Origin of the sequence: Rhizobium sp. CF142 (assembly GCF_000281145.1) — a bacterium.
GTDB lineage: Bacteria > Pseudomonadota > Alphaproteobacteria > Rhizobiales > Rhizobiaceae > Rhizobium.
Map to the genome: position 1 here is coordinate 100,340 of NZ_AJWE01000110.1, position 20,404 is coordinate 120,743.

At 61.6% G+C, this 20,404-nt stretch carries 23 protein-coding genes; 10 read left to right on the top strand and 13 right to left on the bottom strand.

The window, feature by feature from the left end; all coding sequences use genetic code 11:
- Positions 1 to 176: 176 nt before the first annotated feature.
- Genes PMI11_RS27165 through PMI11_RS27175 form a run of 3 tightly spaced genes read left to right on the top strand, consistent with a single transcriptional unit; the run spans position 177 to position 5,045 of the window.
- Complete coding sequence (locus tag PMI11_RS27165; protein WP_037072291.1) at positions 177 to 1,205, top strand: HlyD family secretion protein; 1,029 nt, start codon at positions 177 to 179, stop codon at positions 1,203 to 1,205.
- Positions 1,202 to 3,922 carry a ribosome-associated ATPase/putative transporter RbbA gene (gene rbbA / locus PMI11_RS27170; RefSeq protein WP_007823698.1) on the top strand — a complete coding sequence of 907 codons (2,721 nt, stop codon included), beginning with the start codon at positions 1,202 to 1,204 and terminating at the stop codon, positions 3,920 to 3,922. Before PMI11_RS27165 ends, rbbA begins: the two co-directional genes overlap by 4 nt.
- A gap of 1 nt (position 3,923) precedes the next feature.
- The gene (locus PMI11_RS27175) at positions 3,924 to 5,045 is read left to right on the top strand and encodes an ABC transporter permease (RefSeq protein ID WP_007823699.1); all 1,122 of its coding nucleotides are present in this window, start codon (positions 3,924 to 3,926) and stop codon (positions 5,043 to 5,045) included.
- A gap of 116 nt (positions 5,046 to 5,161) precedes the next feature.
- Here the strand turns inward: PMI11_RS27175 and PMI11_RS27180 are convergent, their stop codons facing one another.
- The 9 genes from PMI11_RS27180 to PMI11_RS27225 all read right to left on the bottom strand — a co-directional run bounded on the left by PMI11_RS27180 (position 5,162) and on the right by PMI11_RS27225 (position 10,590).
- On the bottom strand, positions 5,162 to 5,623 hold the full coding sequence (locus PMI11_RS27180) for a universal stress protein (protein ID WP_007823700.1): 462 nt from the start codon (positions 5,621 to 5,623) through the stop codon (positions 5,162 to 5,164).
- A gap of 195 nt (positions 5,624 to 5,818) precedes the next feature.
- On the bottom strand, positions 5,819 to 6,382 hold the full coding sequence (locus PMI11_RS27185) for a LysE family translocator (RefSeq protein ID WP_007823702.1): 564 nt from the start codon (positions 6,380 to 6,382) through the stop codon (positions 5,819 to 5,821).
- A gap of 429 nt (positions 6,383 to 6,811) precedes the next feature.
- A complete protein-coding gene (locus PMI11_RS36095; RefSeq protein ID WP_051034656.1) occupies positions 6,812 to 7,276 on the bottom strand; it encodes a hypothetical protein in 465 nt (154 codons plus the stop codon).
- Entirely contained in the window at positions 7,260 to 7,442 is a 183-nt protein-coding gene (locus PMI11_RS27200; protein WP_007823708.1) for a twin-arginine translocase TatA/TatE family subunit, read from the bottom strand. Before PMI11_RS27200 ends, PMI11_RS36095 begins: the two co-directional genes overlap by 17 nt.
- 127 nt (positions 7,443 to 7,569) lie before the next feature.
- Positions 7,570 to 7,779, bottom strand: coding sequence for a hypothetical protein (locus tag PMI11_RS27205; protein ID WP_007823710.1), 210 nt, complete (start codon positions 7,777 to 7,779; stop codon positions 7,570 to 7,572).
- Positions 7,776 to 8,198, bottom strand: a complete 423-nt coding sequence (locus PMI11_RS27210) for a hypothetical protein (protein WP_007823712.1) — start codon at positions 8,196 to 8,198, stop codon at positions 7,776 to 7,778. Before PMI11_RS27210 ends, PMI11_RS27205 begins: the two co-directional genes overlap by 4 nt.
- On the bottom strand, positions 8,195 to 9,112 hold the full coding sequence (locus PMI11_RS27215; protein WP_007823713.1) for a ubiquinone anaerobic biosynthesis protein UbiV: 918 nt from the start codon (positions 9,110 to 9,112) through the stop codon (positions 8,195 to 8,197). The genes PMI11_RS27210 and PMI11_RS27215 overlap by 4 nt, the downstream gene beginning before the upstream one ends.
- A 3-nt stretch (positions 9,113 to 9,115) precedes the next feature.
- Positions 9,116 to 10,093, bottom strand: coding sequence for a ubiquinone anaerobic biosynthesis protein UbiU (locus PMI11_RS27220; protein WP_007823714.1), 978 nt, complete (start codon positions 10,091 to 10,093; stop codon positions 9,116 to 9,118).
- The gene (locus PMI11_RS27225; protein ID WP_007823715.1) at positions 10,084 to 10,590 is read right to left on the bottom strand and encodes a ubiquinone anaerobic biosynthesis accessory factor UbiT; all 507 of its coding nucleotides are present in this window, start codon (positions 10,588 to 10,590) and stop codon (positions 10,084 to 10,086) included. Before PMI11_RS27225 ends, PMI11_RS27220 begins: the two co-directional genes overlap by 10 nt.
- A 101-nt stretch (positions 10,591 to 10,691) precedes the next feature.
- On the opposite strand from PMI11_RS27225, the gene PMI11_RS27230 reads away from it, so the two are divergent.
- Positions 10,692 to 12,200 (top strand): UbiD family decarboxylase, encoded by a 1,509-nt coding sequence (locus tag PMI11_RS27230; RefSeq protein WP_007823716.1) that lies wholly within the window; start codon positions 10,692 to 10,694, stop codon positions 12,198 to 12,200.
- On the top strand, positions 12,184 to 12,822 hold the full coding sequence (locus tag PMI11_RS27235) for a UbiX family flavin prenyltransferase (RefSeq protein ID WP_007823717.1): 639 nt from the start codon (positions 12,184 to 12,186) through the stop codon (positions 12,820 to 12,822). Before PMI11_RS27230 ends, PMI11_RS27235 begins: the two co-directional genes overlap by 17 nt.
- Here the strand turns inward: PMI11_RS27235 and PMI11_RS27240 are convergent.
- Positions 12,777 to 13,457 carry an NnrU family protein gene (locus tag PMI11_RS27240; protein WP_007823718.1) on the bottom strand — a complete coding sequence of 227 codons (681 nt, stop codon included), beginning with the start codon at positions 13,455 to 13,457 and terminating at the stop codon, positions 12,777 to 12,779. The genes PMI11_RS27235 and PMI11_RS27240 overlap by 46 nt on opposite strands.
- Before the next feature lie 209 nt (positions 13,458 to 13,666).
- Here PMI11_RS27240 and PMI11_RS27245 point away from each other — a divergent pair, with 209 nt between their 5' ends.
- The 5 genes from PMI11_RS27245 (at position 13,667) to PMI11_RS27265 (ending at position 17,426) form a co-directional block, all read left to right on the top strand.
- The gene (locus tag PMI11_RS27245; protein WP_202803164.1) at positions 13,667 to 14,218 is read left to right on the top strand and encodes an iron transporter; all 552 of its coding nucleotides are present in this window, start codon (positions 13,667 to 13,669) and stop codon (positions 14,216 to 14,218) included.
- Positions 14,218 to 14,565, top strand: a complete 348-nt coding sequence (locus tag PMI11_RS27250) for a cupredoxin domain-containing protein (protein WP_007823720.1) — start codon at positions 14,218 to 14,220, stop codon at positions 14,563 to 14,565. Before PMI11_RS27245 ends, PMI11_RS27250 begins: the two co-directional genes overlap by 1 nt.
- Positions 14,562 to 15,416: an FTR1 family iron permease gene (locus PMI11_RS27255; protein ID WP_007823721.1), complete on the top strand. Its 855-nt coding sequence runs from the start codon at positions 14,562 to 14,564 to the stop codon at positions 15,414 to 15,416. The genes PMI11_RS27250 and PMI11_RS27255 overlap by 4 nt, the downstream gene beginning before the upstream one ends.
- On the top strand, positions 15,413 to 16,798 hold the full coding sequence (locus PMI11_RS27260) for a 4Fe-4S binding protein (protein ID WP_007823722.1): 1,386 nt from the start codon (positions 15,413 to 15,415) through the stop codon (positions 16,796 to 16,798). The genes PMI11_RS27255 and PMI11_RS27260 overlap by 4 nt, the downstream gene beginning before the upstream one ends.
- A gap of 268 nt (positions 16,799 to 17,066) precedes the next feature.
- Positions 17,067 to 17,426 (top strand): hypothetical protein, encoded by a 360-nt coding sequence (locus tag PMI11_RS27265; protein WP_244430707.1) that lies wholly within the window; start codon positions 17,067 to 17,069, stop codon positions 17,424 to 17,426.
- A gap of 101 nt (positions 17,427 to 17,527) precedes the next feature.
- Here the strand turns inward: PMI11_RS27265 and PMI11_RS27270 are convergent, their stop codons facing one another.
- The 3 genes from PMI11_RS27270 to nirK all read right to left on the bottom strand — a co-directional run bounded on the left by PMI11_RS27270 (position 17,528) and on the right by nirK (position 20,404).
- Positions 17,528 to 18,223, bottom strand: a complete 696-nt coding sequence (locus tag PMI11_RS27270) for a Crp/Fnr family transcriptional regulator (protein WP_007823726.1) — start codon at positions 18,221 to 18,223, stop codon at positions 17,528 to 17,530.
- On the bottom strand, positions 18,213 to 19,175 hold the full coding sequence (locus tag PMI11_RS27275) for an SUMF1/EgtB/PvdO family nonheme iron enzyme (protein ID WP_007823729.1): 963 nt from the start codon (positions 19,173 to 19,175) through the stop codon (positions 18,213 to 18,215). The genes PMI11_RS27270 and PMI11_RS27275 overlap by 11 nt, the downstream gene beginning before the upstream one ends.
- Before the next feature lie 80 nt (positions 19,176 to 19,255).
- Entirely contained in the window at positions 19,256 to 20,404 is a 1,149-nt protein-coding gene (gene nirK / locus PMI11_RS27280) for a copper-containing nitrite reductase (RefSeq protein ID WP_007823731.1), read from the bottom strand.

Consider the following 20,404-nt stretch of genomic DNA (forward strand, 5'->3'; position numbering starts at 1 on the left):
CCACCGGCGCATTGATCCATCGCAAAATACAAGCGTCCGGCGTCGCAGGTCGGGGCGCGACCGCTACAGATGCTTGCCGTATCCTTCATGACATATGTCAAGGATGGCGGACGGGATTGCCAATAGAAGGACGGACATCGGCAATGTCCGCACCGGTTCGATTGGAGGCTCCGCAATTGAGAAAGCATCAGCTTTGTATCCTGGTTTCCGCCGCTTTTCTCCTTGGCCTCGGTCAGCCGGCTCTCGCGCAGGATCGCTCCTCGGTCTTTTCGGCTCGCTTCGAGGCCCTCTGGAACAAGATGACCGGCCGAGGACTGCCCGAAAATGTCTCCATGTCCAATGGCCGCATCGAGGCCCAGCAGGTGCTGATTTCGGCGAAATTCGCTGGCCGGCTTGCCGATGTACTCGTCGATGAAGGCCAGATCGTCGATGCCGGCGCGCCGATCGCCCGGATCGATACGGCTGATCTCGATGCCCAGCTTGCTGGCGCCAAGGCGCAGGTTCGCCGCAGCGAGACGAGCCGGGTCGAAGCCGAGGCCTCGATTGCTCAGCGCCAAAGCGAGCTGACACTCGCCAAGCAGGAATTCGAACGCGCGCAATCGATGAGCAACACGGGCAGTGGCACGATGCAGCAGCTGGAATTGCGCCGCAGCCAGCTGAGCGTTGCCGAGGCTGCACAAAGGGCAGCGCTCGCAAGCCGCGACGAAGCGGAAGCGGCGACGGAAGCGGCGCAGGCGGAAGTGGTGCGCATTCAAACTCTACTCGACGACGCTGTGCTGAAGGCGCCGCGCCGGGGCCGTGTCGAATACAAGCTCGCGCAGACTGGCGAGGTCGTTGCCGCCGGTGCGCCGGTGGCGACGCTGCTCGATCTCTCCGACGTATCGATGACGATCTTCCTGCCTGCCCGTGCCGCCGGCACCTTGGCGATCGGCGACGAGGCGCGCATCATCCTCGATCCGGCGCCGCAATATGTCGTGCCGGCGACGGTCTCCTTCGTCTCTTCGCAGGCACAGTTCACACCGAAGACCGTCGAGACGCAGGACGAGCGCGAGAAGCTGGTCTTCCGCGTGAAGCTGAAGATCGCTCCCGATCTGCTCAAGGACTATGAATCGCGCGTCAAGACCGGTGTGAGGGGTATCGGCTATGTCCGCACCGATCCCAAGTCGGCCTGGCCGGCCGAGCTGCAAGTGAAGCTGCCGCAATGAGCGAACCGGCCGTTCGCTTCACGGGCGTGACGCACCGTTACGGCCGGATTGCCGCGCTCGATGGTGTCGAGCTCGCCGTTCCCGCCGGCTGCATGGCCGGACTGATCGGCCCCGATGGCGTCGGCAAATCGACGCTGCTCGGTCTTGCGGCGGGTATTACCCGCATCCAGCACGGGCATGTCGAGGTGCTTGGCGGCGACATGGCCGATTGGCGCCATCGTCGTGACGCCCGTGCCCACCTTGCCTTCATGCCGCAGGGCCTCGGACGCAATCTCTATCCGACGTTGAGCGTCGCGGAAAACCTCGATTTCTTCGGCCGTCTCTTCGGCCAGGACAGTCTGGAGCGCCGTGCGCGCATGGACGAACTATTGCGAATGACCGGCTTGCTGCCCTTTCGTGATCGGCCCGCCGGCAAGCTTTCGGGTGGCATGAGGCAGAAGCTCGGCATCTGCGCTTCGCTCCTGCATGATCCCGATCTGCTGATCCTCGACGAACCGACGACCGGCATCGATCCGCTCTCGCGGCGACAGTTCTGGGAGCTCGTCGATCACATTCGTGAGCGGCGGCCGCAGATGAGCGTGATCGTCGCCACCGCCTATATGGAGGAGGCCGAACGCTTCGACTGGCTTGCCGCATTGCACGCGGGCAGGCTGATCGCGACCGGCAGCCCCGGCGATATCATGCGGCAGGCCCAGCAGCAGACCCTGGAGGCGGCCTTCACGGCGCTGATGCCGAATACCGGCAAGCTGGATCGCAGCCCTCTGACCGTCGCGCCGCGCGTGATCGTCGACGGACCGCCGGCAATCGAGGCGGAGGACCTGACGTGCCGCTTCGGCGATTTCGTCGCGGTCGATCATGTCAGTTTCCGTATTGCGAAGGGCGAGATCTTCGGTTTCCTCGGTTCGAACGGCAGCGGCAAGAGCACGACGATGAAGATGCTGACGGGGCTATTGCCGGCGAGCGAGGGTGTCGCAAAGCTCTTCGGCCAGCCGCTGAAGGCCGGCGATATCGAGACCCGCAAACGCGTCGGCTACATGTCGCAGGCATTCTCCCTCTATGGCGAGCTGACCGTTCGCCAGAACCTCGGGTTGCATGCGCGTCTTTTCGGTTTGCTCGCGGCAGATATCGACGGGCGCGTCGGCGAGATGCTCGCCGAATATGATCTCGCCGAATTTGCCGACCAGCGGCCGGAAGATCTGCCGCTCGGCATTCGCCAGCGTCTCCAGCTTGCGGCGGCCGTCATCCACAAACCGGAAATGCTGATCCTCGACGAGCCTACGTCCGGCGTCGATCCGGTGGCTCGCGACGCCTTCTGGCGATCGCTGATAACGCTGTCGCGGCGCGACGGCGTCACCATTTTCCTGTCGACGCATTTCATGAACGAGGCCGAGCGCTGTGACCGCATCTCGCTGATGCATGCCGGCAGGGTTCTGGCGATCGGCAGCCCGGCCGAACTCCGTGCCGAGCGGGGCAAGGCGACGCTGGAGGAAACCTTCATCGAGGTGCTGACCGAGGCGGGCATGGGAGAGGGCGCCGACGCCGACGCCGGGGGCACTGCGCTCGCCGGCGGGACCGCCCTGCCCATGCGGCTCTTCGACCCCCGTCGGCTCTTTGCCTATGCGCGGCGGGAGACGATCGAAATCCTGCGCGACCGGGCGCGGCTCGTCTTCGCGCTGCTCGGGCCGGCCCTGCTGATGCTCACTTTCGGATACGGCATCTCCTTCGATGTCGAGCATCTGCCTTTCGCCGTCTACGATCAGGATCAATCTTCAGAAAGCCGGCAGCTGGTGGAGAGCCTGCAGAGCTCGCGTTATTTCCAGGAGCAGCCGCCGATTGCCTCGACCGAGGAGCTGCAGCATCGGTTGCAGGATGGTGAGCTGATGGTGGCCATCGAGATCCCGCCCGATTTCGGCCGCGACCTGCTGCGGCAGGAGGCGCCGGAGGTCTCCGTATGGCTCGACGGCGCGATGCCGTTCCGTGCCGAGACAGCGCGCGGTTATGTTTCCGGTCTCGTCTCCTCCTATCTCGCTGATGGTTCGGCGCGCCACTCGGGCCGCTTCGAACAGCCCTATCCCGTCGATGTCGAAAGCCGGTTCCGCTATAACCAGGATTTCAAGAGCGCCAATGCGATCGTGCCGAGCGTCATCATGCTGATGCTCGTATTGATCCCGGCGATCATGACCGCGCTCGGCATCGTCAAGGAGAAGGAGACCGGTTCGATTGCCAACTTCCAGGCGACGCCGGTCACGCGTATCGAATTCCTGCTCGGCAAGCAGCTTCCCTATGTGGCGATCGCCTTCGTCAGCTTCCTGATGCTGGTGCTGATGATGCGCCTCGTCTTCGACGTACCGATTAAGGGCTCCATCGGTCTGCTTGCGGCGGGTTCGATCCTCTATATCCTCGCGACGACGGCATTCGGTCTCTTCGTTTCGAGCTTCGTGCGCAGCCAGGTGGCGGCGATCTTCGCGACGGCGATCGTTGCGGTCGTCCCGGCCGTGAATTTTTCCGGTCTGCTGGTGCCGGTCTCGTCGCTCTCCGGGGGTGGGCGGTTCATGGGGCTGCTCTTTCCCTCGGCCTGGTACCAGCCCCTGAGCGTCGGCGTCATCACAAAGGGTCTCGGCCTTGCCGAACTCTGGCCTAACCTCATCGCCCTTGCCGGTTTCGGTATCGTGTTCGTCGGTGCTGCCCTTGTGGCACTCAGAAAGCGGAGCGCCTGACATGTGGGGCAAGCTCAACAGGATTTTCCGCCTCGGCGTCAAGGAGCTCTACAGCCTGAAGGCCGATCCTGTGATGATGGTCCTCATCGTCTACACTTTCACCATCGCCGTCTATACGGTTTCGACCGGCGCCAAGCTCGAGGTCGAGAACGCCTCGGTCGCCGTCGTCGACGAGGACCGTTCGATGCTCTCGACACGGCTACGGGACGCGATGCTGCAGCCCTTCTTCAAGGAGCCGGTATTGATCGGCGCTGATGAAGTGGATGCGGCAATGGATGCCGGTCGATTCGTCTTCGTGCTGGAGATCCCGCCCAAATTTGAGGAGGATGCGATTGCCGGCCGCAAACCTTCGCTGCAGCTCGATATCGACGCGACAGCCATGGCCCAGGCCGGCAACGGAGCCTCCTATATCCAGAACATTATCCTGCAGGAGATGGCGACGGCCTTGCCGAACAGCGCCGCCGCGTCGCCGATCAATCTCGTCGTCAGCGCACGATTCAATCCCAATCTGCAATCGACCTGGTTCACAGCGGTCATGCAGGTCATCAACAATGTGACGATGCTTTCGGTCATCCTGACCGGTGCGGCGCTGGTGCGAGAGCGGGAGCACGGCACGATCGAGCATCTTCTCGTCATGCCGGTCACGCCGGCGGAGATCATGATGTCGAAGGTCTGGGCGAACGGGCTGGTCATCATCGTGGCGGCGGTGCTGTCGCTCGTCGTCGTGGTCGAAGGGCTGCTTTCGGTGCCGATCGCCGGTTCGCTCTGGCTTTTCGTCTTCTGCGCGGTGCTCTACCAGTTCTCCGTCACGTCGCTCGGCATCCTGATCGCCACGGCATCCAGCTCGATGGCGCAATTCGGGCTGATCTCGATGCCGATCCTGATTGCGATGAACCTGCTTTCCGGGAGTACGACGCCGATGGATAGCATGCCGCTCTGGTTGCAGTATGCGATGGTGGTTTCGCCTGCGCCGCATTTCGTCTCGCTGTCGCAGGCGATCCTCTACCGCGGCGCCGGCTGGGATGCGGTCTGGCAGGAGGTGGCGGCGCTCATAGCGATCGGCGTGCTCTTCTTTTGCAGCGCGCTCATGCGGTTCCGGCGGGCGCTCGCGGATGGGCGGTAGGGATAATGGCAATGCAGTGACGTCTGCGGAGGTCGCCGATACCTGCCGTTACCGTCGCGTCATGTGCGGGAAGAAGGCGAAAAACACAGCGCGCCATTGCCGAGGTCGCACTGTTATCAGCGCGCCACCGTCTCCACTGCGCGGCTCAGCTTATGCCCCGGACTTTGCTTGCGATCGACAAGAACCGAGCATTTGGCGTGACGCACCACGCGGTCCACCACGGCTCCGAAAATGTAGTCGGTAATATCCGCCACATGGGTCGACAGGATGATGAGGTCCGCCTCCTTCTCCTGCGCAGCGGCCAGAAGCACTCTGGCCGCGCTGCCGGCATGGACCTCGACCAGGGCAGGGATCTTCATCTGCCGGCACAGCAAGGCAAGCTTCTCCTCGGCATCCCTTATGGCGGCTGTCTCGAAGTCTTCAGGCAGGCACGTCGTCATGTAGCGTGGTATGGTTTCGACGGCGTGGATGACGAAGATCGAGCCATCCTTGTCGATGAGGCCGGCTGCCTTGTTCAGGATGCGCTCGGCCGTTTCGCGGGGGCCGTTGCCTATTGCGCAGACTATCGTTCGGTACATATCGGATCACTACCCTCATCCGCCAGATGATTGTGCGATTTTAGCCTCCTGCATGGATCATACATTGACCGACATCAAGAAACGATCCCGCATCATATTTGATGCGGGACGGGGCGGCCGCGGCAGGCGGCGCGCCTAATTTTCAAGCCATCGAGGGAAAAGCCGAACCGCTGCCCCGAAGAACTCACATAGCGCTCAGGTCCAAAGGGCGCTGATGGCAAGGGTCAGGGAGAAGGCAACCAGTACCGCGCAACCGCAATGCCGCGCAAGAGGTAGCATTTGCGCATGGCGTCCAACAAGCAGCCTGCCGAGGCCAAGCCAGATCGCCGACGTCACCGTCACGCAGCAGACGAATGTCGCTATCGCTGCGGATACCCCCGCTTCGACAGCGGGCACGAGGGTAAGGCCGATGATGATGGCCTTGGGATTGAGCAGCGTGGTGATGAAGAGCTGACCGACACCGAGCGTGTTCTGGCCGCCCGCCGGCGCCGGAACCCATAGCTTGAGCGCAAGATAGAGAACCCAGATCGCCGAAATCAGCTTGACGATGCTGGTGATGCCTGGATGGCCATTAAGGAGCGGAGCGGCGATGCTCGACACTGGAACGATGATTGCGAGATAGGCGAGGACCACCGCGGCGATGAGCGACAGGGACCGCCAGACAGTCAGCGTTGTCGACGCCAAGGCGAGAACCGCATTGGTAGGGCCTGGAAGGATCAGCAGCGAGAAGACGGCGATAACGAATGTCGGCAGGTTCATCAAATCCGGTCCTTGATTGTCTGCCACCCTTCTCATGAATTCTGACGGACGGTTTTGATCTGTATCAGTTCAGGTGCCGCTCCGGCCAGATTGAGATTTATCAAGGACGAGCAAGCGGAGGGGCGATAGCAACGAAATGCGATATTCGTCCGTCATGCGAAGACATCAGCACCCCGTTGTGCTGTCTCATCGAAGACGAGCGAAGCTCTCGCATCACCATAGGGATGTGAAATCCATGTTCGAAAATCGGCCCCTCCCACCATGCTCCTGAGAGATCTCGATCCAGCCACCGCCAGGCGCGTCCTGCACATCTATGACGATATTGCGGAGGCGTCGTGGTTCAATCGCAACCGCGCCACCGAATGGGAGCTACTCAAGCTCGTGCTTCGCCATGTCGCGCGCGATCAGGACGAGGAATATCTCCAGAAACTATGCACCCGCGAAGCGTTCGAGCGTTTCTGCCGAAGCGCGTAGCCGAGATGAGGGATTAGTCGGGCAGGGAAAGGGTGTGATGGTGCTGCCGATATCCTGCCACGTCCACAGCGGTTCTGACTGTGAATGACCGCGGCGCCAGCGTCTTACGTCGGTTGCTGTGACGACCAGGGTTGCCGCATGCCTTGGACCGCATTTGCCATAGGCGAGCGCGATCTCGCAAAAGCTATGCAGAAACTGGAAAAGCCGCGCCTCGCTCGCACGCGGCGGCGAGGCGACGCTCAGCAGCGATCGCCTGGTGACGATCAGTGGCCTGATTTGGTCAGCGACTTGAAGATCGATGCGACCGCATTTTTCCGCGTCGTCGAACCGGGCCGAAATGATCGAATACTCCATCTTGCGCTCTCCCGGACGTTCAGCATGGCCGAATAGGCGTCGATCCGGATCAAGGCCGATCTGCATCGCCGTCCCTGTCCTTTTCGCCGACCTGCTCGTCATCGATGCCCTTCTTGAAGGCCCGAATCCCATGTGCGACGTCGCCCATGAGCTCGGGGATCTTGCCGCGTCCAAACAGGATGAGGACGATGGCGAGGACGATCAGCCAATGCCAGGTGCTAAAGCTTCCCATTCCAATCACTCCTTGTAATGTGACGAGCTTAGACCTTTCGCCTCGACCGTGATTGATCTGGCGCAAACGCAAGGATCTTCGTGAAAATGGCGATCAACCGCTGGCCGCGGCTGCTGGGGACGTCGACTTACGGATATGGATGCCCGCCCGCCTCATTGTCGCCGTGCCTACGCCGACCGTTCAGTCGCTCGCCGGCATTCGGTTCCGGCGTGAGGGTCGGCCGTGTCTGCAGGAGAAACATTTCAAGTGCTGCGCGCGCCTCGCCTCCGGTCGAACCGCCACAGCTTATGAACTCGAGCACGTCGACATGTCGGTCCCGGCGGTTGTCTGCCTTCATGACAGACGTTCTCCAGCCTGGTTGGCGCCAAAAGTTTGCCGTGCGTCAAGAATGTCGTGTCGATTGGCGGCGAAGGCTCTGAGAAGCTGAGACCCCATTCTTGCCTGTTTTGCCACATCGTCGAAAATCAGAGCCGCCTCATCGATCTCGCCGATCTCAGAGGCCGGTCCGAACTGGTCGAGTTCCTTCAGAAGCTCAAGGAGTGTGCCGACCTTCGTCCGCTGACGCAGCGCCGACATGAACAGCTCCTGCGCAACGGCGGCTCTTTGTGTTGGGGCCAGGTGTGCGAGCAATTCGCCGATGATTAAGATACAACTGCAGTCGCAGTCGGGGTCCTTCGCAAAGGCCTTTATCTGACGCAGAGTAGAGAGGATTTTTCTGTCGCCAGGAGCGTCGCTTTCCGCCAGGCTTATTGTCATTCTGTCGCTTCCTTTGCGTTTCTCAGCCGCGCGACCCATTCCGCGCCGGTCTTGCCGTGGTGAAACCCGTTCGATAGCGGAATGTCCGGATAAAGATCGCGCAGCCTCACCAGCGCCTGCCCAGGCTCGATTTCTCCATTCAGCATCCTGCGAAAAGTCGAGGATACCTCGACCATGTCGCAGGTCTGCGGCGACAGCCGAAGCGAACCGACGCCCCATACTTTCCATTCGTCGGGGCACTCAAGCAGCGCCTGACATGTATGCGAAAGCGTCTGAACGCCATTCAGGGCGAGAAAGGGCTGACCTGAAATGGTTTTGACCGTCATGCCATCAGGATCCTCCTGGCAGACGAACTGGCAGTTGTCCTTGGTTCGCCCTTTCGAGCGGGCATGAGCGCAGCGTGCGGAGATGGCGAGCGGCATGCGGCCGAAGGCGAAGACCTCAAGCTCGAGATCGGGACAGGACCTGGCAATGGCGGCCACGGACGAAGCTGGAAGCTCCGGCGGCAGGCAGATCGTCGTTGCACCATTTGATGCCAGAACGCGTGCGGAAGCTGCATTGTAGACATTGATGAACGGTCCAACGGCGTGCGGCCGGCCCTTCAGGAGATAGAGGGCAGAGAGATCATTGGCCTCGATAAGCCTGACATCCTCCAGAGCGAGCGCCCTTTGATAGTTTGCCTCGCGCTCGAGCGTGACGAGCGCCAGTGTCGAGAGCCGGACCTCTTTTCCTGCTGCCTCCAATCGCTCGATGACAACCGCAAGCTCGGCCTCCATGAAATGCAGGCGCTTCGAGCAGATCGTCTCACCGATGACGACGACATCGACGGGCGCTTCATCGGCGATCTCGAAATAGAAGTCACGCCATCGCTCGCTCGGCCAGAGATATTGGAGCGGGCCAAGTGTCAGCTTCATCTTTTACCTCCACCGCTTCTCATAGGCGCCATGCGTCGTCTCCAGTCCCTCGCTGAGGGCCTTGAGACGGGCCATCAGCGCCGGACGCTCGCTGGGGGCGGCTTCCATCGTGGCACGGAGCGTCGAAACGACCTGCGAAATATATGCCTTGCCGCGTTGACGCCCCTCTACCTTCAGCGCCGTGACACCGGCTGCCTGGAGTTCGTCCAACTGATCCATGACATCAAGTGAAACCGGATCCTCGAAGGCATAGGTCTTGCTTTTGCCGATCTCGAAGCGTCCCTTGCACAGGGTTGGATAGCCGGCCGGTTCCTTCTCGGAGAACCTGTTGATCGTAAACCCGCCCAGTTCCGACACCATGTCTGTCCCCTCCTGTCGATAGCGGACATGGCTTGCCGGCGAGCAGACACCGTTCATGTTGGGCGATTTTCCAGTGGCATAGGAGGACAGTGCGCACCGCCCCTCAGCCATGACGCAGAGGCCGCCAAAGACGAAAACCTCAAGTTCGCAGGGCACGTGACGGGCGATGCGGGCAATGTCGGCGACCGTCAGCGTCCGGGGAAGGACGACGCGCGCTGCGCTAAAACTTTCGACCAGATAGGAGAGAGCGTCCGGATTAGAGGCGGAAGCCTGTACGGAAATGTGCAGACGCTGGTGCGGATGACGTTCAGCAACATGTGCCATCAGCCCGAAATCGGCAACGATCAGCGCATCGGCCCCGGCATCGGTCGCTTCCTGCGCGCGGCGATACCACAGATCCTCCCGCCCCGCCGTCATGAATGTGTTCAGTGCCACGAACGTCTTGACGCCTCGGGCGCCGGCATAGGAAACGGCCTCTCGAAGCTCCTGCAGATCAAAATTCAAACCGGGGAAGTTCCGGGCGTTCGTCTCGTCGCGAAAGCCGCAATAAACCGCGTCCGCACCCGCGTCGACGGCCTCTCTGAAGGATGAGGGCGTTCCGGCTGGACATATCAGTTCCATCTGGCACCCTCGGCTTCGAGCGCGCGGCGCCGGATGGACGAGAGCGCCCCCATCACGGGACGGCGGATCGGTCCCGATATTTCTCCGGCCAATTTCACCAGATCTATCCCGCTGTCATCGAGCGCATTCCGAAGAGCGAGAACGGCTTCCATATTGCCTGTTACGGCAAGCTTGCGCGCAAAGAAGACGGCATCGCCATCAAGCTTGCCTTCGGCAAGCGCAAGCATCAGGAGCAGGGGACCGCTGATCTTTGCGTCGGCTTCCGGCGCGCGCCCGCGCCGGAAGGTCTGGATGCTGTCTCCGGCAGGCCTGATCACGAACTCGAAGGCGAGGTCGGTAGGGGCAAAGCCAAAACACGAATGTCGATAGTCTCCGAGCCGGTCGAAGAGCCGAGGGTGGGATTTGAGCACCTGCTGGAACAGCAGGGATGCGGCGCGAGCCGCGATCGGCAACGGCACGATGCCGGCCGCAATCATCAGGCGGGATGGAACAAGCATAAAGGCCTCTTCTCGTGAGGATGGCACCCTAGGGCCTGGCGCATTCGCCCTGTTTGTTTTGAGACAAAGACAGGAGCGGTTTCCTCGCCGATTGCATCTCCATGCTAAACGATGCACCCAAGATCAAACGTCATGCCGACCTGCAATCTTTCATCCACGAGCTCGAGCAGCGCCGGTTGCTTCTGTCGGTCGACGAACCCGTATCGCTCGTCCACGAGCTGACTGCCCTGCATCAGCACGTCCTTGAAGAAAATGGACCGGCCCTTCTCATAAAGGCACCGATAGATGCGGAAGGGCGACGCTGCCCCATCCCTGTTCTCGTCAATCTGTTCGGTACCAGGGAGCGGATAGAGCTTGGTTTCGGCGTCGGGCAGGGCGGCCTCGGACGACTTGCGGAGGACCTCGCCGATCTTCGAAACCCGTCTCCGCCAAAGTCGCTCGCAGACGCCCTGAGCAAGCTGTCTCTGCTCAAGGCCGCAAGCCACATGCGGCCAAGGCATCGACGCACTGCCCTGTCCCAGGCGGTGGTCTACCGGGGAGCCGACATTAATACCGGTATGCTTCCAGTCCAATGGTGCTGGCCGGGCGAGCCGGCCCCCCTGGTGACCTGGCCGCTGGTCATGACCCGCGATCCGGACGATCCTGGCGACGTCAACGTCGGCATCTACCGGATGCAGGTCCGCGACCGCTCCTCGCTGATCGTGCGCTGGCTTACCAATCGCGGTGGCGCAAAGCACTTCCGGCGATGGCAGCGACGCGGTCAGGACATGCCCGTGGCGATCGCGATCGGCGCAGACCCTGCGACGCTCCTTGCCGCCGTCATGCCCCTGCCCGAAGGAATGAGCGAACTGAACTTCGCGGGTCTTCTGCGCGGAGCGCGCACGCAGCTCGTCAGCGCCTTGACCGTGCCGCTCGACGTGCCGGCCTGCGCCGAGATCATTCTGGAAGGAAGCGTGTCGATCGACGAGACCGCGCCCGAGGGACCGTACGGCGACCACACCGGCTATTACAACAGCGTCGAACCCTTTCCGATCGTCCGGTTGAGCGCCATCACCACCCGCCGCTCGCCCGTTTACCTGTCGACCTATACAGGCCGCCCGCCGGACGAGCCCTCCAGGCTCGGGGAGGCGATGACAGAGCTGTTCGTCCCGATCCTGCGGCGACAGTTTCCCGAAATCCGCGACCTCTGGCTGCCGCCGGAGGCCTGCTCCTACCGCATGGCGGTCGTCTCCATCGACAAGCGATATCCGGGACAGGCGCGCAGGGTGATGATGGGGCTCTGGTCGATGCTTGCGCAATTCAACTACACCAAGCTCATCATCGTGGTCGATGCCGACATCGGCGTGAGGAGCTGGGAGGACGTGATGTGGGCCGTGTCCACGCGGTTCGACGCGTCGCGCGACCTGATGGTCCTTGAAAACACGCCGATCGATTATCTCGATTTCGCATCGCCGCGAGCGGGTCTTGGAACAAAGATGGGCCTCGACGCCACCCGCAAGATCGGGCCGGAGAGCGACCGCGAATGGGGTCGCGAACTGCGCATGCCCTCAGATATTGCGGCGCGCGCGGCAACAACCTGGGAAAGGATCAAACGTGACATCGTTTCATGAACAGCGCGACGTCGTGCTCGCGGTTACCGGAGCCTCCGGCGCAGCCCTCGGCCTTGCCGTCCTCGATCTCCTGTGCGGGCTCGGCGTGCGGGTGCATCTCGTCGTCTCGCAAGGCGGCAAGCGGACCCTCTTGCACGAGGCTGGGGCCGACGCCCATGACGGGATGCTGCCAAAGGCCTACAGAAGCTACGACAATGGCGACATCGGCGCGACGATTGCCAGCGGTTCGTTTCCCGTTGCGGGAATGATCGTCGCGCCTTGCTCGATGAAGACGCTGGCCGCAATTTCAACCGGCCTTTCCACAAGCCTCGTGGCACGTGCTGCCGACGTCCAACTCAAGGAGAGGCGACGGCTTGTTCTGATGACGCGCGAGACGCCGTTGCATCTCGGGCATCTGCGTAACATGACATCGGTCACGGAAATGGGTGCAATCGTGATGCCGCCGGTTCCTGCCTTCTACAATCGACCGCAGTCGGTGCAGGAGATCGTGGATCACCTTGCCCGTCGCGCCGTCGATCTCCTGGGTCTGCCGGTTGCGCCGCAGGCAAGCGCTTGGCCGGGCGAAGCGGACTTCGATCAGCCGAAGACGGAAACCGGATCGGCGCCGAAGAGAAGGGCGTGACCGCCTGCAAGGAGCAGCCAGGCGACCAGCGCGATCGTAACGACCGCTGCTGCTGCAAGCGCTTTGTCTGATCTCGGCCGGACCCCCGAAACAAAGGCCGCCAAAGGCCAGACGGACGTCTGCGCGGCGTCGATCGCCCAGCGATCGCCAAGACGTTTCCTTGCCCGGCGCTCGGCCATCGGAATGCCGGCGAGCGCAAATAGGCCAAGCCCCCCGAACAGCAGGAGCGAACGCAGGTCTCCGTTGGCGATGACATGGCCGAGTGCCCAGAGAGCAAATCCCCATTGCACCGGGTGTCGGGTGATCAGCGAGACCGCGCCGGCTGGTCCCGCCGAGCGGATCGATATGGAGAGGCGATTTGCGCTCATCAGGCCGGCGAGCACGAGAAAACACCCCGTCGGCGCGAGCACGAAGGTCACCGCTGCATGCCAGGGACGAAGCTCCCATAGCGGGACATAGTCGAGGCCAAATGCTGCGGAGAAGAGCCAGACCAGAGCCGTGAGGGAGACGACCGAATAGGCCAGGATGTAGGTCGGCTTGCCGATCGACCGGATGATGCGAAGGCGAATGTTTGGGATCGCCGGTATCGAATGCAGCATGAGAAAGACGGTAAAGGCGCTGGCGAACTGAATCACGTGGTTACCTCCTCGTGTCGAAGGTGATGTATCGATCACGGCCAGCCGCAACTTTGACCAGTGTCAACGATGGTCGGCCCGTTGACGAGGGTTCGAGGCAGGTGACGGTCTGCAAAGGCCTGCCCGACGCTAAACCGTGCATCTTTGCGCCAACGCAAAGAGCGGGGCGATCGTGCTGTTAAACGTGACGGCAATACTCATCTTTAGGGATCGCCGTCATGCTCCGCACCTCCAGCCTATTTGTCGCTCCTCTCGCTCTCGTCGTCATGCCGCTTGTCCTGCAGGCTGGCGAATATCCGATCGGCTCACCCCAGATCGCGGCGGGTATGGAAGTGGCAGCGGTCTATCTCCAGCCGATCGAGATGGATCCGCCCGGCATGATGCGCGCTGCGGCGGAGTCCGACATCCACCTGGAGGCGGACATCCACGCAACCGCCGAAAATGCGAATGGTTTTGCCGAAGGCGACTGGCTTCCCAATCTGCATGTGGAATATACGGTCAGGAACCTCGATAACGGCGAGGAGCAAACCGGATCGCTGGAGCCCATGGTCGCGAGCGACGGGCCGCATTACGGCGACAATGTCAAGCTGTCTGGACCGGGCCGCTATCAGCTGGAGCTCGACGTTCATCCCGGCGGTCATGGCGAAATGTCCTTCGGACGCCACGTCGACAAGGAGACAGGCGTTGCACCCTGGCCCGACGCCTTTACCCTGAAATTCGACTTCGTATTCGCCGGCATTGGCAAGAAGGGCGGCTATTGATGCATGCCGCCGGCTGGTTAGTAGGGCTGCTTGCCGCAGCCGCGCTCATGCCCCCATGTTCGACCGCCTTCGCCGAAGACGAGGATCCGGTTTTCGAGGTTCATTTCAGCAACGGCATCGTCTCACCCTCGGTCATCGAGGTGCCTGCGAACACCCGTTTCAAACTCGAGCTCCACAATGACGGTTCGACCCCGATCGAGTTCGAAAGCATTCCGCTGCGCAAGGAGAAGGTTCTGGCGCCCGGGGCATCGAGTTTCCTCGTATTCCGCTCGTTGAGCGAAGGGAACTATGCCTTCTTCGATGATTTCCATCTCGACATGCCTCCGGCACGACTGGTCGCCCGATGAGCACGGATCTTACTCTGCAAACATTCGAGATCGCTTCGGTGGTCTGGCGGGAAAGCTTCGAAGCCCTGCTCGTCGTCGCGATCCTGCTGACCTGGTCCACAAGGGCGGCACCGGCGGCACGCGGACGGGCAACCAGCTGGATCCTTGCCGGCGCGGGCGCCGGCCTGGCACTCGCGCTGATGCTGGCCCTGATCATGAGCAGGGCGGTCGATGTGCTTGAAGGAGATGGCGAGGATATCCTGCAGATGATCATGGCTGCACTTACCGCCCTCCTCATGCTCAGGATGGTATTCTGGATGCGCGCAATGGAGCGCGGCCAGACAGAGGGTCTGGCAAACCACGCCGTCCGGCACGTACAGGCCGGCAACTGGCTCGGGCTTTCGATGCTGGCAGCGCTTGCCGTGGCCCGGGAGGGGGCGGAGACGGTCATCTTCCTGTTCGGACTGATGGCGTCATCACAAGGTTGGCAGTCCGGTTTTGTCATCGCCTCGGGTCTGTCTGGCTTCGTGCTTGCCGCGATCAGCTTCTGGGCGTTCAAGACCGGATCGAAAATGGTCTCCAAGACGATACTGTCGCGCGTGAGCGAGGTGCTGCTTCTCATCCTCGGAAGCGGGCTGACGATGATTGTCATCGATAAGCTGATATCGCTCGGAATTTTCTCACCGATGACGGGGCCGCTGTGGGATTCAAGCTCGGTGCTCGATGATGGCAGCGGTTTCGGCGCCTTTCTCGCCGGTCTCATAGGCTACCGGGCCCGGCCGGAGCTTCTTCCTCTTCTCAGCCTCGGCTTCTACTGGCTGATTGCGTCTCTCGCCTATGCTCCTCCTCTGACCGGCAAGGCGCCTGCATGACGTCTTCTGCTAGCGGTGCGCAGGCGCTTGTCGCCAGGTTCGGCGACGTCCTTCTCCGGCGCCAGGCGGCCATCCGCCGTCTTCAATGGGTGATGGTGGCAATCTATGCGGCGCTTCTCACGGTTCCGCTCCTGCTGCCGCTTCCCACGCACACCGATTATGCGTGGAACAATGCCGTGCGCTTTGCACAATTCGTCTTCTGGGGCGTCTGGTGGCCCTTCATCATCCTCGCTACCGCGCTGGTGGGCCGCTTCTGGTGCGGGATCCTGTGCCCGGAGGGCGCGCTTTCGGAATTTGCCAGCCAGCGTGGCGCCGGGCGAGCAATTCCGGGATGGATGAAATGGTCCGGCTGGCCGGTCGTGTCCTTCGTCTCGACCACGATATACGGGCAACTGACGAGTATCTATCAGTATCCGAAACCTGCCGCGCTGCTGCTTGGAGGCTCGAGTTTTGCAGCCATCGTCATCGGTGCCCGCTACGGCAAGGCAAAAAGGGTGTGGTGCCGGTTCCTGTGTCCGGTCAACGGCATTTTCGGCATCGTTTCGAAAATCGCGCCTCTACATTTCCGTGTTGAACCCGACGGCTGGCGCGCCGGCGCTCAACAGCGGGGACGGTCGAACGCCGTCAACTGCGCGCCGCTCATCCCCATCAAGACCATGCAGGGCGCTGCCGCTTGCCACATGTGCGGCCGGTGTTCCGGTCATCGCGGAGCGATCCGGCTTTCCTGGCGCAATCCGGCCAGCGATATTGTTCACGGCTCAGGCCGGCTTGCGACCATGTGGGAGACGGTTCTGATCGTGCCGGTTCTGCTCGGGCTGGTTCCCGCAGCGCTGCATTGGTCCGATAGCGGTCTCTTCCAGATGATCCGCCTGTGGCTGGTGGAACGATGCCTCGACCTGCATGTGGTTTGGCCGCTTTCGCTGCGCCTGCCCTGGTGGATCCTTACCGATTATCCCTTGGAGAACGATGTCATGACATCGGTGGATGCCGTCGCGCTCCTGGTACTTCTGTCGGTCTCGGTCGCCGCTGCCACGATCGTGTTCGGCATTCCCCTGGCGGCATGCGCAAGAATCCTTCGGACGAGGGGACGTTTCCCTCACCATCTTGCCCAAGCGCTCATTCCGCTTGCTGCAGCCTGTCTTTTCAGTGGGCTGCTTTCGTTGACGGTTTCGCAGTTGCGCTCTGACGGCCTCGTCATACCCTATTCGGATCTGTTTCGCGGTGGCCTTGTTCTTGCCGCGGCCGCCTGGTCCATGGTGTTGGTGTTCCGGATCGGCGCCCACTACAATGCACACCGTGTCACCAGAATATGCGGGACATTCATCATGGCCCTTCCGATCACGTCTTTTTCGATCGCCTGGGTCGCAGTATTTCTGAGTTGAAGCGCCGGACCGAGCCGGTCACGATGCGAGGCCCGTGGCGTTTGACGTCCCGGAGGCGAGATCCGTTAGCCTGTCTGTGTCGGTTGTCTTGTCCGGCTGGCCGGGAGATCGACGAGACGGACCGGGCGTCGGCGCCGACGTCTTCTGATTTCGACGATGAAGGGCTTTTGCAACGTGCGCATCGGCATTCCTCTCCTTTGTCCAAAACGCAGGCACTTGCCGCGAAACATGGGCTGAGTCTTACGGCGTGCGGCCTTCTTTCTCTTTGATGGACATCAAAGACGTCGAAACGCTAACCTTTATGCTCTGGTCCATCATGGACGAAAGAGGAGGAGCCTGGATGTTGCCGAGGTTCATCACTGCATTTCTGAAATCTTCTGGAGAAACAGGCGTCGTGCTGATGGAGCACGAAGGCGCACAGCGCGTGGTCATCATCGATCGCGACGCCTTGCAGCAGATCAGCAATCCACCGCGCGCCGACGAAACCAGGCTGCAGGAGCATGTCGGTACGATATGCGAAATTGCCGCCTCGAAGATGCTTCTGCAGCCGCAGTCGACATTTTCCCCGATACGGGTGTCGAAGGATGACATCGTGGCGTGGAAAGCGTCGCACGACACGCTTCATTAGGATAAGCTCCGCCGCGACATGGCCGGCTCGGCTTGACGTCCTTCCGAGCCGGCCGCGGACCGTCGATTTTGCTTGATATCTGGCTCTTTAGAGTTCGGTCGCTAGTCGCCTTTGCCTTCCGCAAGCCTCAGAAGACGCTGTGGATCGGTGACCGTCAGTTTCTGCCTGCCGCCCTCGACAATGCCCTTGCCTTCCCAGGCGCTCAGGATTCGCGACACCGTATGCAGCGTCGTGCCCGTCATTTCAGCAATATCCTGCCGCGAAATCGGGAAATCGATTTTGATCGCGGTTCCGACCGCCTTGCCGGCTTGTTTGGACAGACGCAGCACGGCATGGGCAACCCGCTTTTCCACTTCTTCGGTCGACATCTCGCGGATACGCGTGTGCGCCTCCTCAAGCCTCTGGCCGATCGTCTGCATCGCAGTCATTGCCAGACGGGGATTTTGCTCGACGAACCGCGACCACATATCGGTCGGCCATCCGAGGATGAGACTTTCCGCCGCGGCTGTGGCCGTGCCCGGATAGTCCTGTCGGCGCAGCGCCATGGCGAAGCCGAACAGGTCGCCCGGATGGACCATCCTGACAATGATCTGCTGGCCATCATGCGTGACCTGCGTGACCTTAAGCCTGCCGTGGAGCAGCAGGAAGAACGATTTCGCGGGAGCTCCCTGCTCGAAAACCGCATCGCCCTGGGCGATGCGGCGTGGTGTGGCGTGCTCGAGCATGGCGTCGAGGTCGGCATCCGTCATGCGCTCGAAAAGCTGCAGTGACTTCAAAACTGTACGGTCAACCTTCATCGTCGTCCCGCTGAACTCCATTGAAAATGGCGCCGCCGATCATATCGGCCACGGCGCGGTGCGTGAAGTCTTCGATGCTCTCGATGAAACCCGGCCGCCGGACGAGCCGGAAACCGAGATTGTCGGGCGGGCTGCCGACCGAGCATCCACCGCCTTTGGGGTTTCTCACAAAGGTGCTCATCGGAGCACGATGCTTGCCGGCGGCGATCATGATGCCGCAGTTTGTCGGGTCGGGCTCGTCGATAACGGACTTCTTGTCGAGGTCGATGCGCTTGTTGCAGGTCGAGGTCCATTCCCAGATGTTCCCGCCGAAATCGGCAAGCCCGGTCTGGCTCACGCCGAACGATCCCTTCGGCTGCGGCGCGGGGTCGCTCGAGGCGGCGCGTCGCGCTTCGCGTTCATAGTCTGCAAGCCAGCGCAGCGCGGGGTTTTTGCTGTCCGCATCGACGCCGAGTGCATCGTCGGGAAAACGATCGGCGGCAGCGTAGGCGAGTTCGAAGTCGGTCGGAAGTCGCCATTGCTCGCCCGACTTCTGCGACAGCCAGTTCGCGTAGCGCAGCGCATCCTCGTAGCTGACGCCGGTGACCGGCGTGTCGTCTCCGGCGGTCGCGCTTCGCCCTTCCGGCTCAGGGCAGGCGCCATCAGCCACGCAACGGTCATACTCGAAAAGGCTGGTCTGATATCTCATGATCGTCAGCGGCATCCGGACACGGGCCTTGCGCTTTGGCGCATCGACAGCCAGGCCCCTGCGGAAATACTCGGTCGCGTCGCGATACTGGAATTCATGGGGTGCAATTGTCACCACCTCGGGAGCTGCAACTGCGGCGTCGCGCCGCCCGATGTTCACGAGCCGCGCCTCAACCGCAAGCGTTGCGGAAAGGACCGCAAGAAGCGCAAGCGGAAGTGCGATCGAAATGCCGGAAACTCCTGCAGTCTCGGCGTGCGGTGTCATGTCCTTTTCGCAACATGCGCCCCTATTTAAGAGAACATACTGTGCAGGCCGCCCTCACGGCCTGCACAGTCCCATCAAGGTCAGCTGGCCGACGGCGACTTCACCGAAGTCATCAGATCGTCGTTCCAGTCCCCGGTGACCTTGAAGTGGGCAGCCGCACCGAGTTCGAATGCCTCGATGAGGTTGTGGTTTACATAGGCGTAGATGCCCGGCTGCGCGAAGGTGTAGAGCGCAGCACCCGCGGTGCCGCCCGGGATGAACCAGGTCTCCTGGTCCACGTCGGGCACGTTCGCAAATTTGCCGGTCGCCCAGACATATTCGCCATGGCCGCCGATGAGATGCGGTCGCGTATCGCGATTGGCCTGCGAATGGACGATGAGCACGGTCTCGCCAACTTTGGCGGTCATGGCATTGTCGCCCGTCAGCGCGCCGACGGCGCCGTTGAAAACGATGTGGGTCGGAGTCAGCGTCTTCATGACGGCAAGCGTATCCTCATAGGCCTCGCCGGGACTGTCATATTTCTTGAACTTGCCGTTCTCATCGCGCGGGATGTAGAAGTCCTGCTCGCCGACATAGTAGATCTTGTCGTAGACGAGGGGCTTTCCGTGGCCGTCGGTGAGACCTTCGCGCGGAAGAACCATGATTGCGCCGTTCATCCCCGACGTGACGTGCCAGGGCACCATGCCGGGAGGTGCGCAGTGGTAGACGAAGACACCTGCCTTCGTCGCCTTGAAGCGCAGGACGGTGCTTTCGCCGGGGCCGACGACCGTCAATGCGCCGCCGCCAAGTCCGCCCGTTGCGGCGTGGAAGTCGATATTGTGCTGCATCGTGTTCGTTTCAGGATTGATCAGCGTCAGTTCCACATAATCGTCCTGGTGGACGACCATCAGCGGGCCAGGCACCGAACCGTCGAACGTCATCGCGTTCACCTCGGTCCCGTCCTTGTCGAGCACCATCTTCTTTTCCTGGATGGTCAGCGTGAATTCCTTGATCTTCGGCCCACCTTCGGCCTTCTGACTGTGGGGGTGGACGAAGGGCGGCTTGACCAGTTCGACCTTCTCGCGCTGAAGCTTGGTGAAGTCGACTGTCGGCGCCTTCTTGGGCGCGTTTGCTGCCACCACCTCGTCGGCATGGGCAGCGCTATTCGCGATGATGATTGGCGTCAGCGCTCCTGCGACGGCAGCGCCCGTAAGCATCGTGCGACGGGTCATTTGCAGAGTATTCGTCAT

Bases quoted from the DNA above. Each gene is read 5' to 3' on its own strand.
- PMI11_RS27205 (WP_007823710.1), bottom strand. From the start codon at position 7,779: ATGAAGGCAGACAACCGCCGGGACCGACATGTCGACGTGCTCGAGTTC.
- PMI11_RS27175 (WP_007823699.1), top strand. From the start codon at position 3,924: ATGTGGGGCAAGCTCAACAGGATTTTCCGCCTCGGCGTCAAGGAGCTC.
- PMI11_RS27260 (WP_007823722.1), top strand. From the start codon at position 15,413: ATGACGTCTTCTGCTAGCGGTGCGCAGGCGCTTGTCGCCAGGTTCGGC.
- PMI11_RS27230 (WP_007823716.1), top strand. From the start codon at position 10,692: ATGCTAAACGATGCACCCAAGATCAAACGTCATGCCGACCTGCAATCT.
- PMI11_RS27270 (WP_007823726.1), bottom strand. From the start codon at position 18,223: ATGAAGGTTGACCGTACAGTTTTGAAGTCACTGCAGCTTTTCGAGCGC.
- PMI11_RS27220 (WP_007823714.1), bottom strand. From the start codon at position 10,093: ATGGAACTGATATGTCCAGCCGGAACGCCCTCATCCTTCAGAGAGGCC.
- PMI11_RS27210 (WP_007823712.1), bottom strand. From the start codon at position 8,198: ATGACAATAAGCCTGGCGGAAAGCGACGCTCCTGGCGACAGAAAAATC.
- PMI11_RS27250 (WP_007823720.1), top strand. From the start codon at position 14,218: ATGCATGCCGCCGGCTGGTTAGTAGGGCTGCTTGCCGCAGCCGCGCTC.
- PMI11_RS27265 (WP_244430707.1), top strand. From the start codon at position 17,067: ATGGACATCAAAGACGTCGAAACGCTAACCTTTATGCTCTGGTCCATC.
- PMI11_RS27180 (WP_007823700.1), bottom strand. From the start codon at position 5,623: ATGTACCGAACGATAGTCTGCGCAATAGGCAACGGCCCCCGCGAAACG.
- PMI11_RS27185 (WP_007823702.1), bottom strand. From the start codon at position 6,382: ATGAACCTGCCGACATTCGTTATCGCCGTCTTCTCGCTGCTGATCCTT.
- PMI11_RS27215 (WP_007823713.1), bottom strand. From the start codon at position 9,112: ATGAAGCTGACACTTGGCCCGCTCCAATATCTCTGGCCGAGCGAGCGA.
- PMI11_RS27200 (WP_007823708.1), bottom strand. From the start codon at position 7,442: ATGGGAAGCTTTAGCACCTGGCATTGGCTGATCGTCCTCGCCATCGTC.
- nirK (WP_007823731.1), bottom strand. From the start codon at position 20,404: ATGACGAATACTCTGCAAATGACCCGTCGCACGATGCTTACGGGCGCT.
- PMI11_RS27275 (WP_007823729.1), bottom strand. From the start codon at position 19,175: ATGACACCGCACGCCGAGACTGCAGGAGTTTCCGGCATTTCGATCGCA.
- PMI11_RS36095 (WP_051034656.1), bottom strand. From the start codon at position 7,276: ATGCAGATCGGCCTTGATCCGGATCGACGCCTATTCGGCCATGCTGAA.
- PMI11_RS27225 (WP_007823715.1), bottom strand. From the start codon at position 10,590: ATGCTTGTTCCATCCCGCCTGATGATTGCGGCCGGCATCGTGCCGTTG.
- rbbA (WP_007823698.1), top strand. From the start codon at position 1,202: ATGAGCGAACCGGCCGTTCGCTTCACGGGCGTGACGCACCGTTACGGC.
- PMI11_RS27255 (WP_007823721.1), top strand. From the start codon at position 14,562: ATGAGCACGGATCTTACTCTGCAAACATTCGAGATCGCTTCGGTGGTC.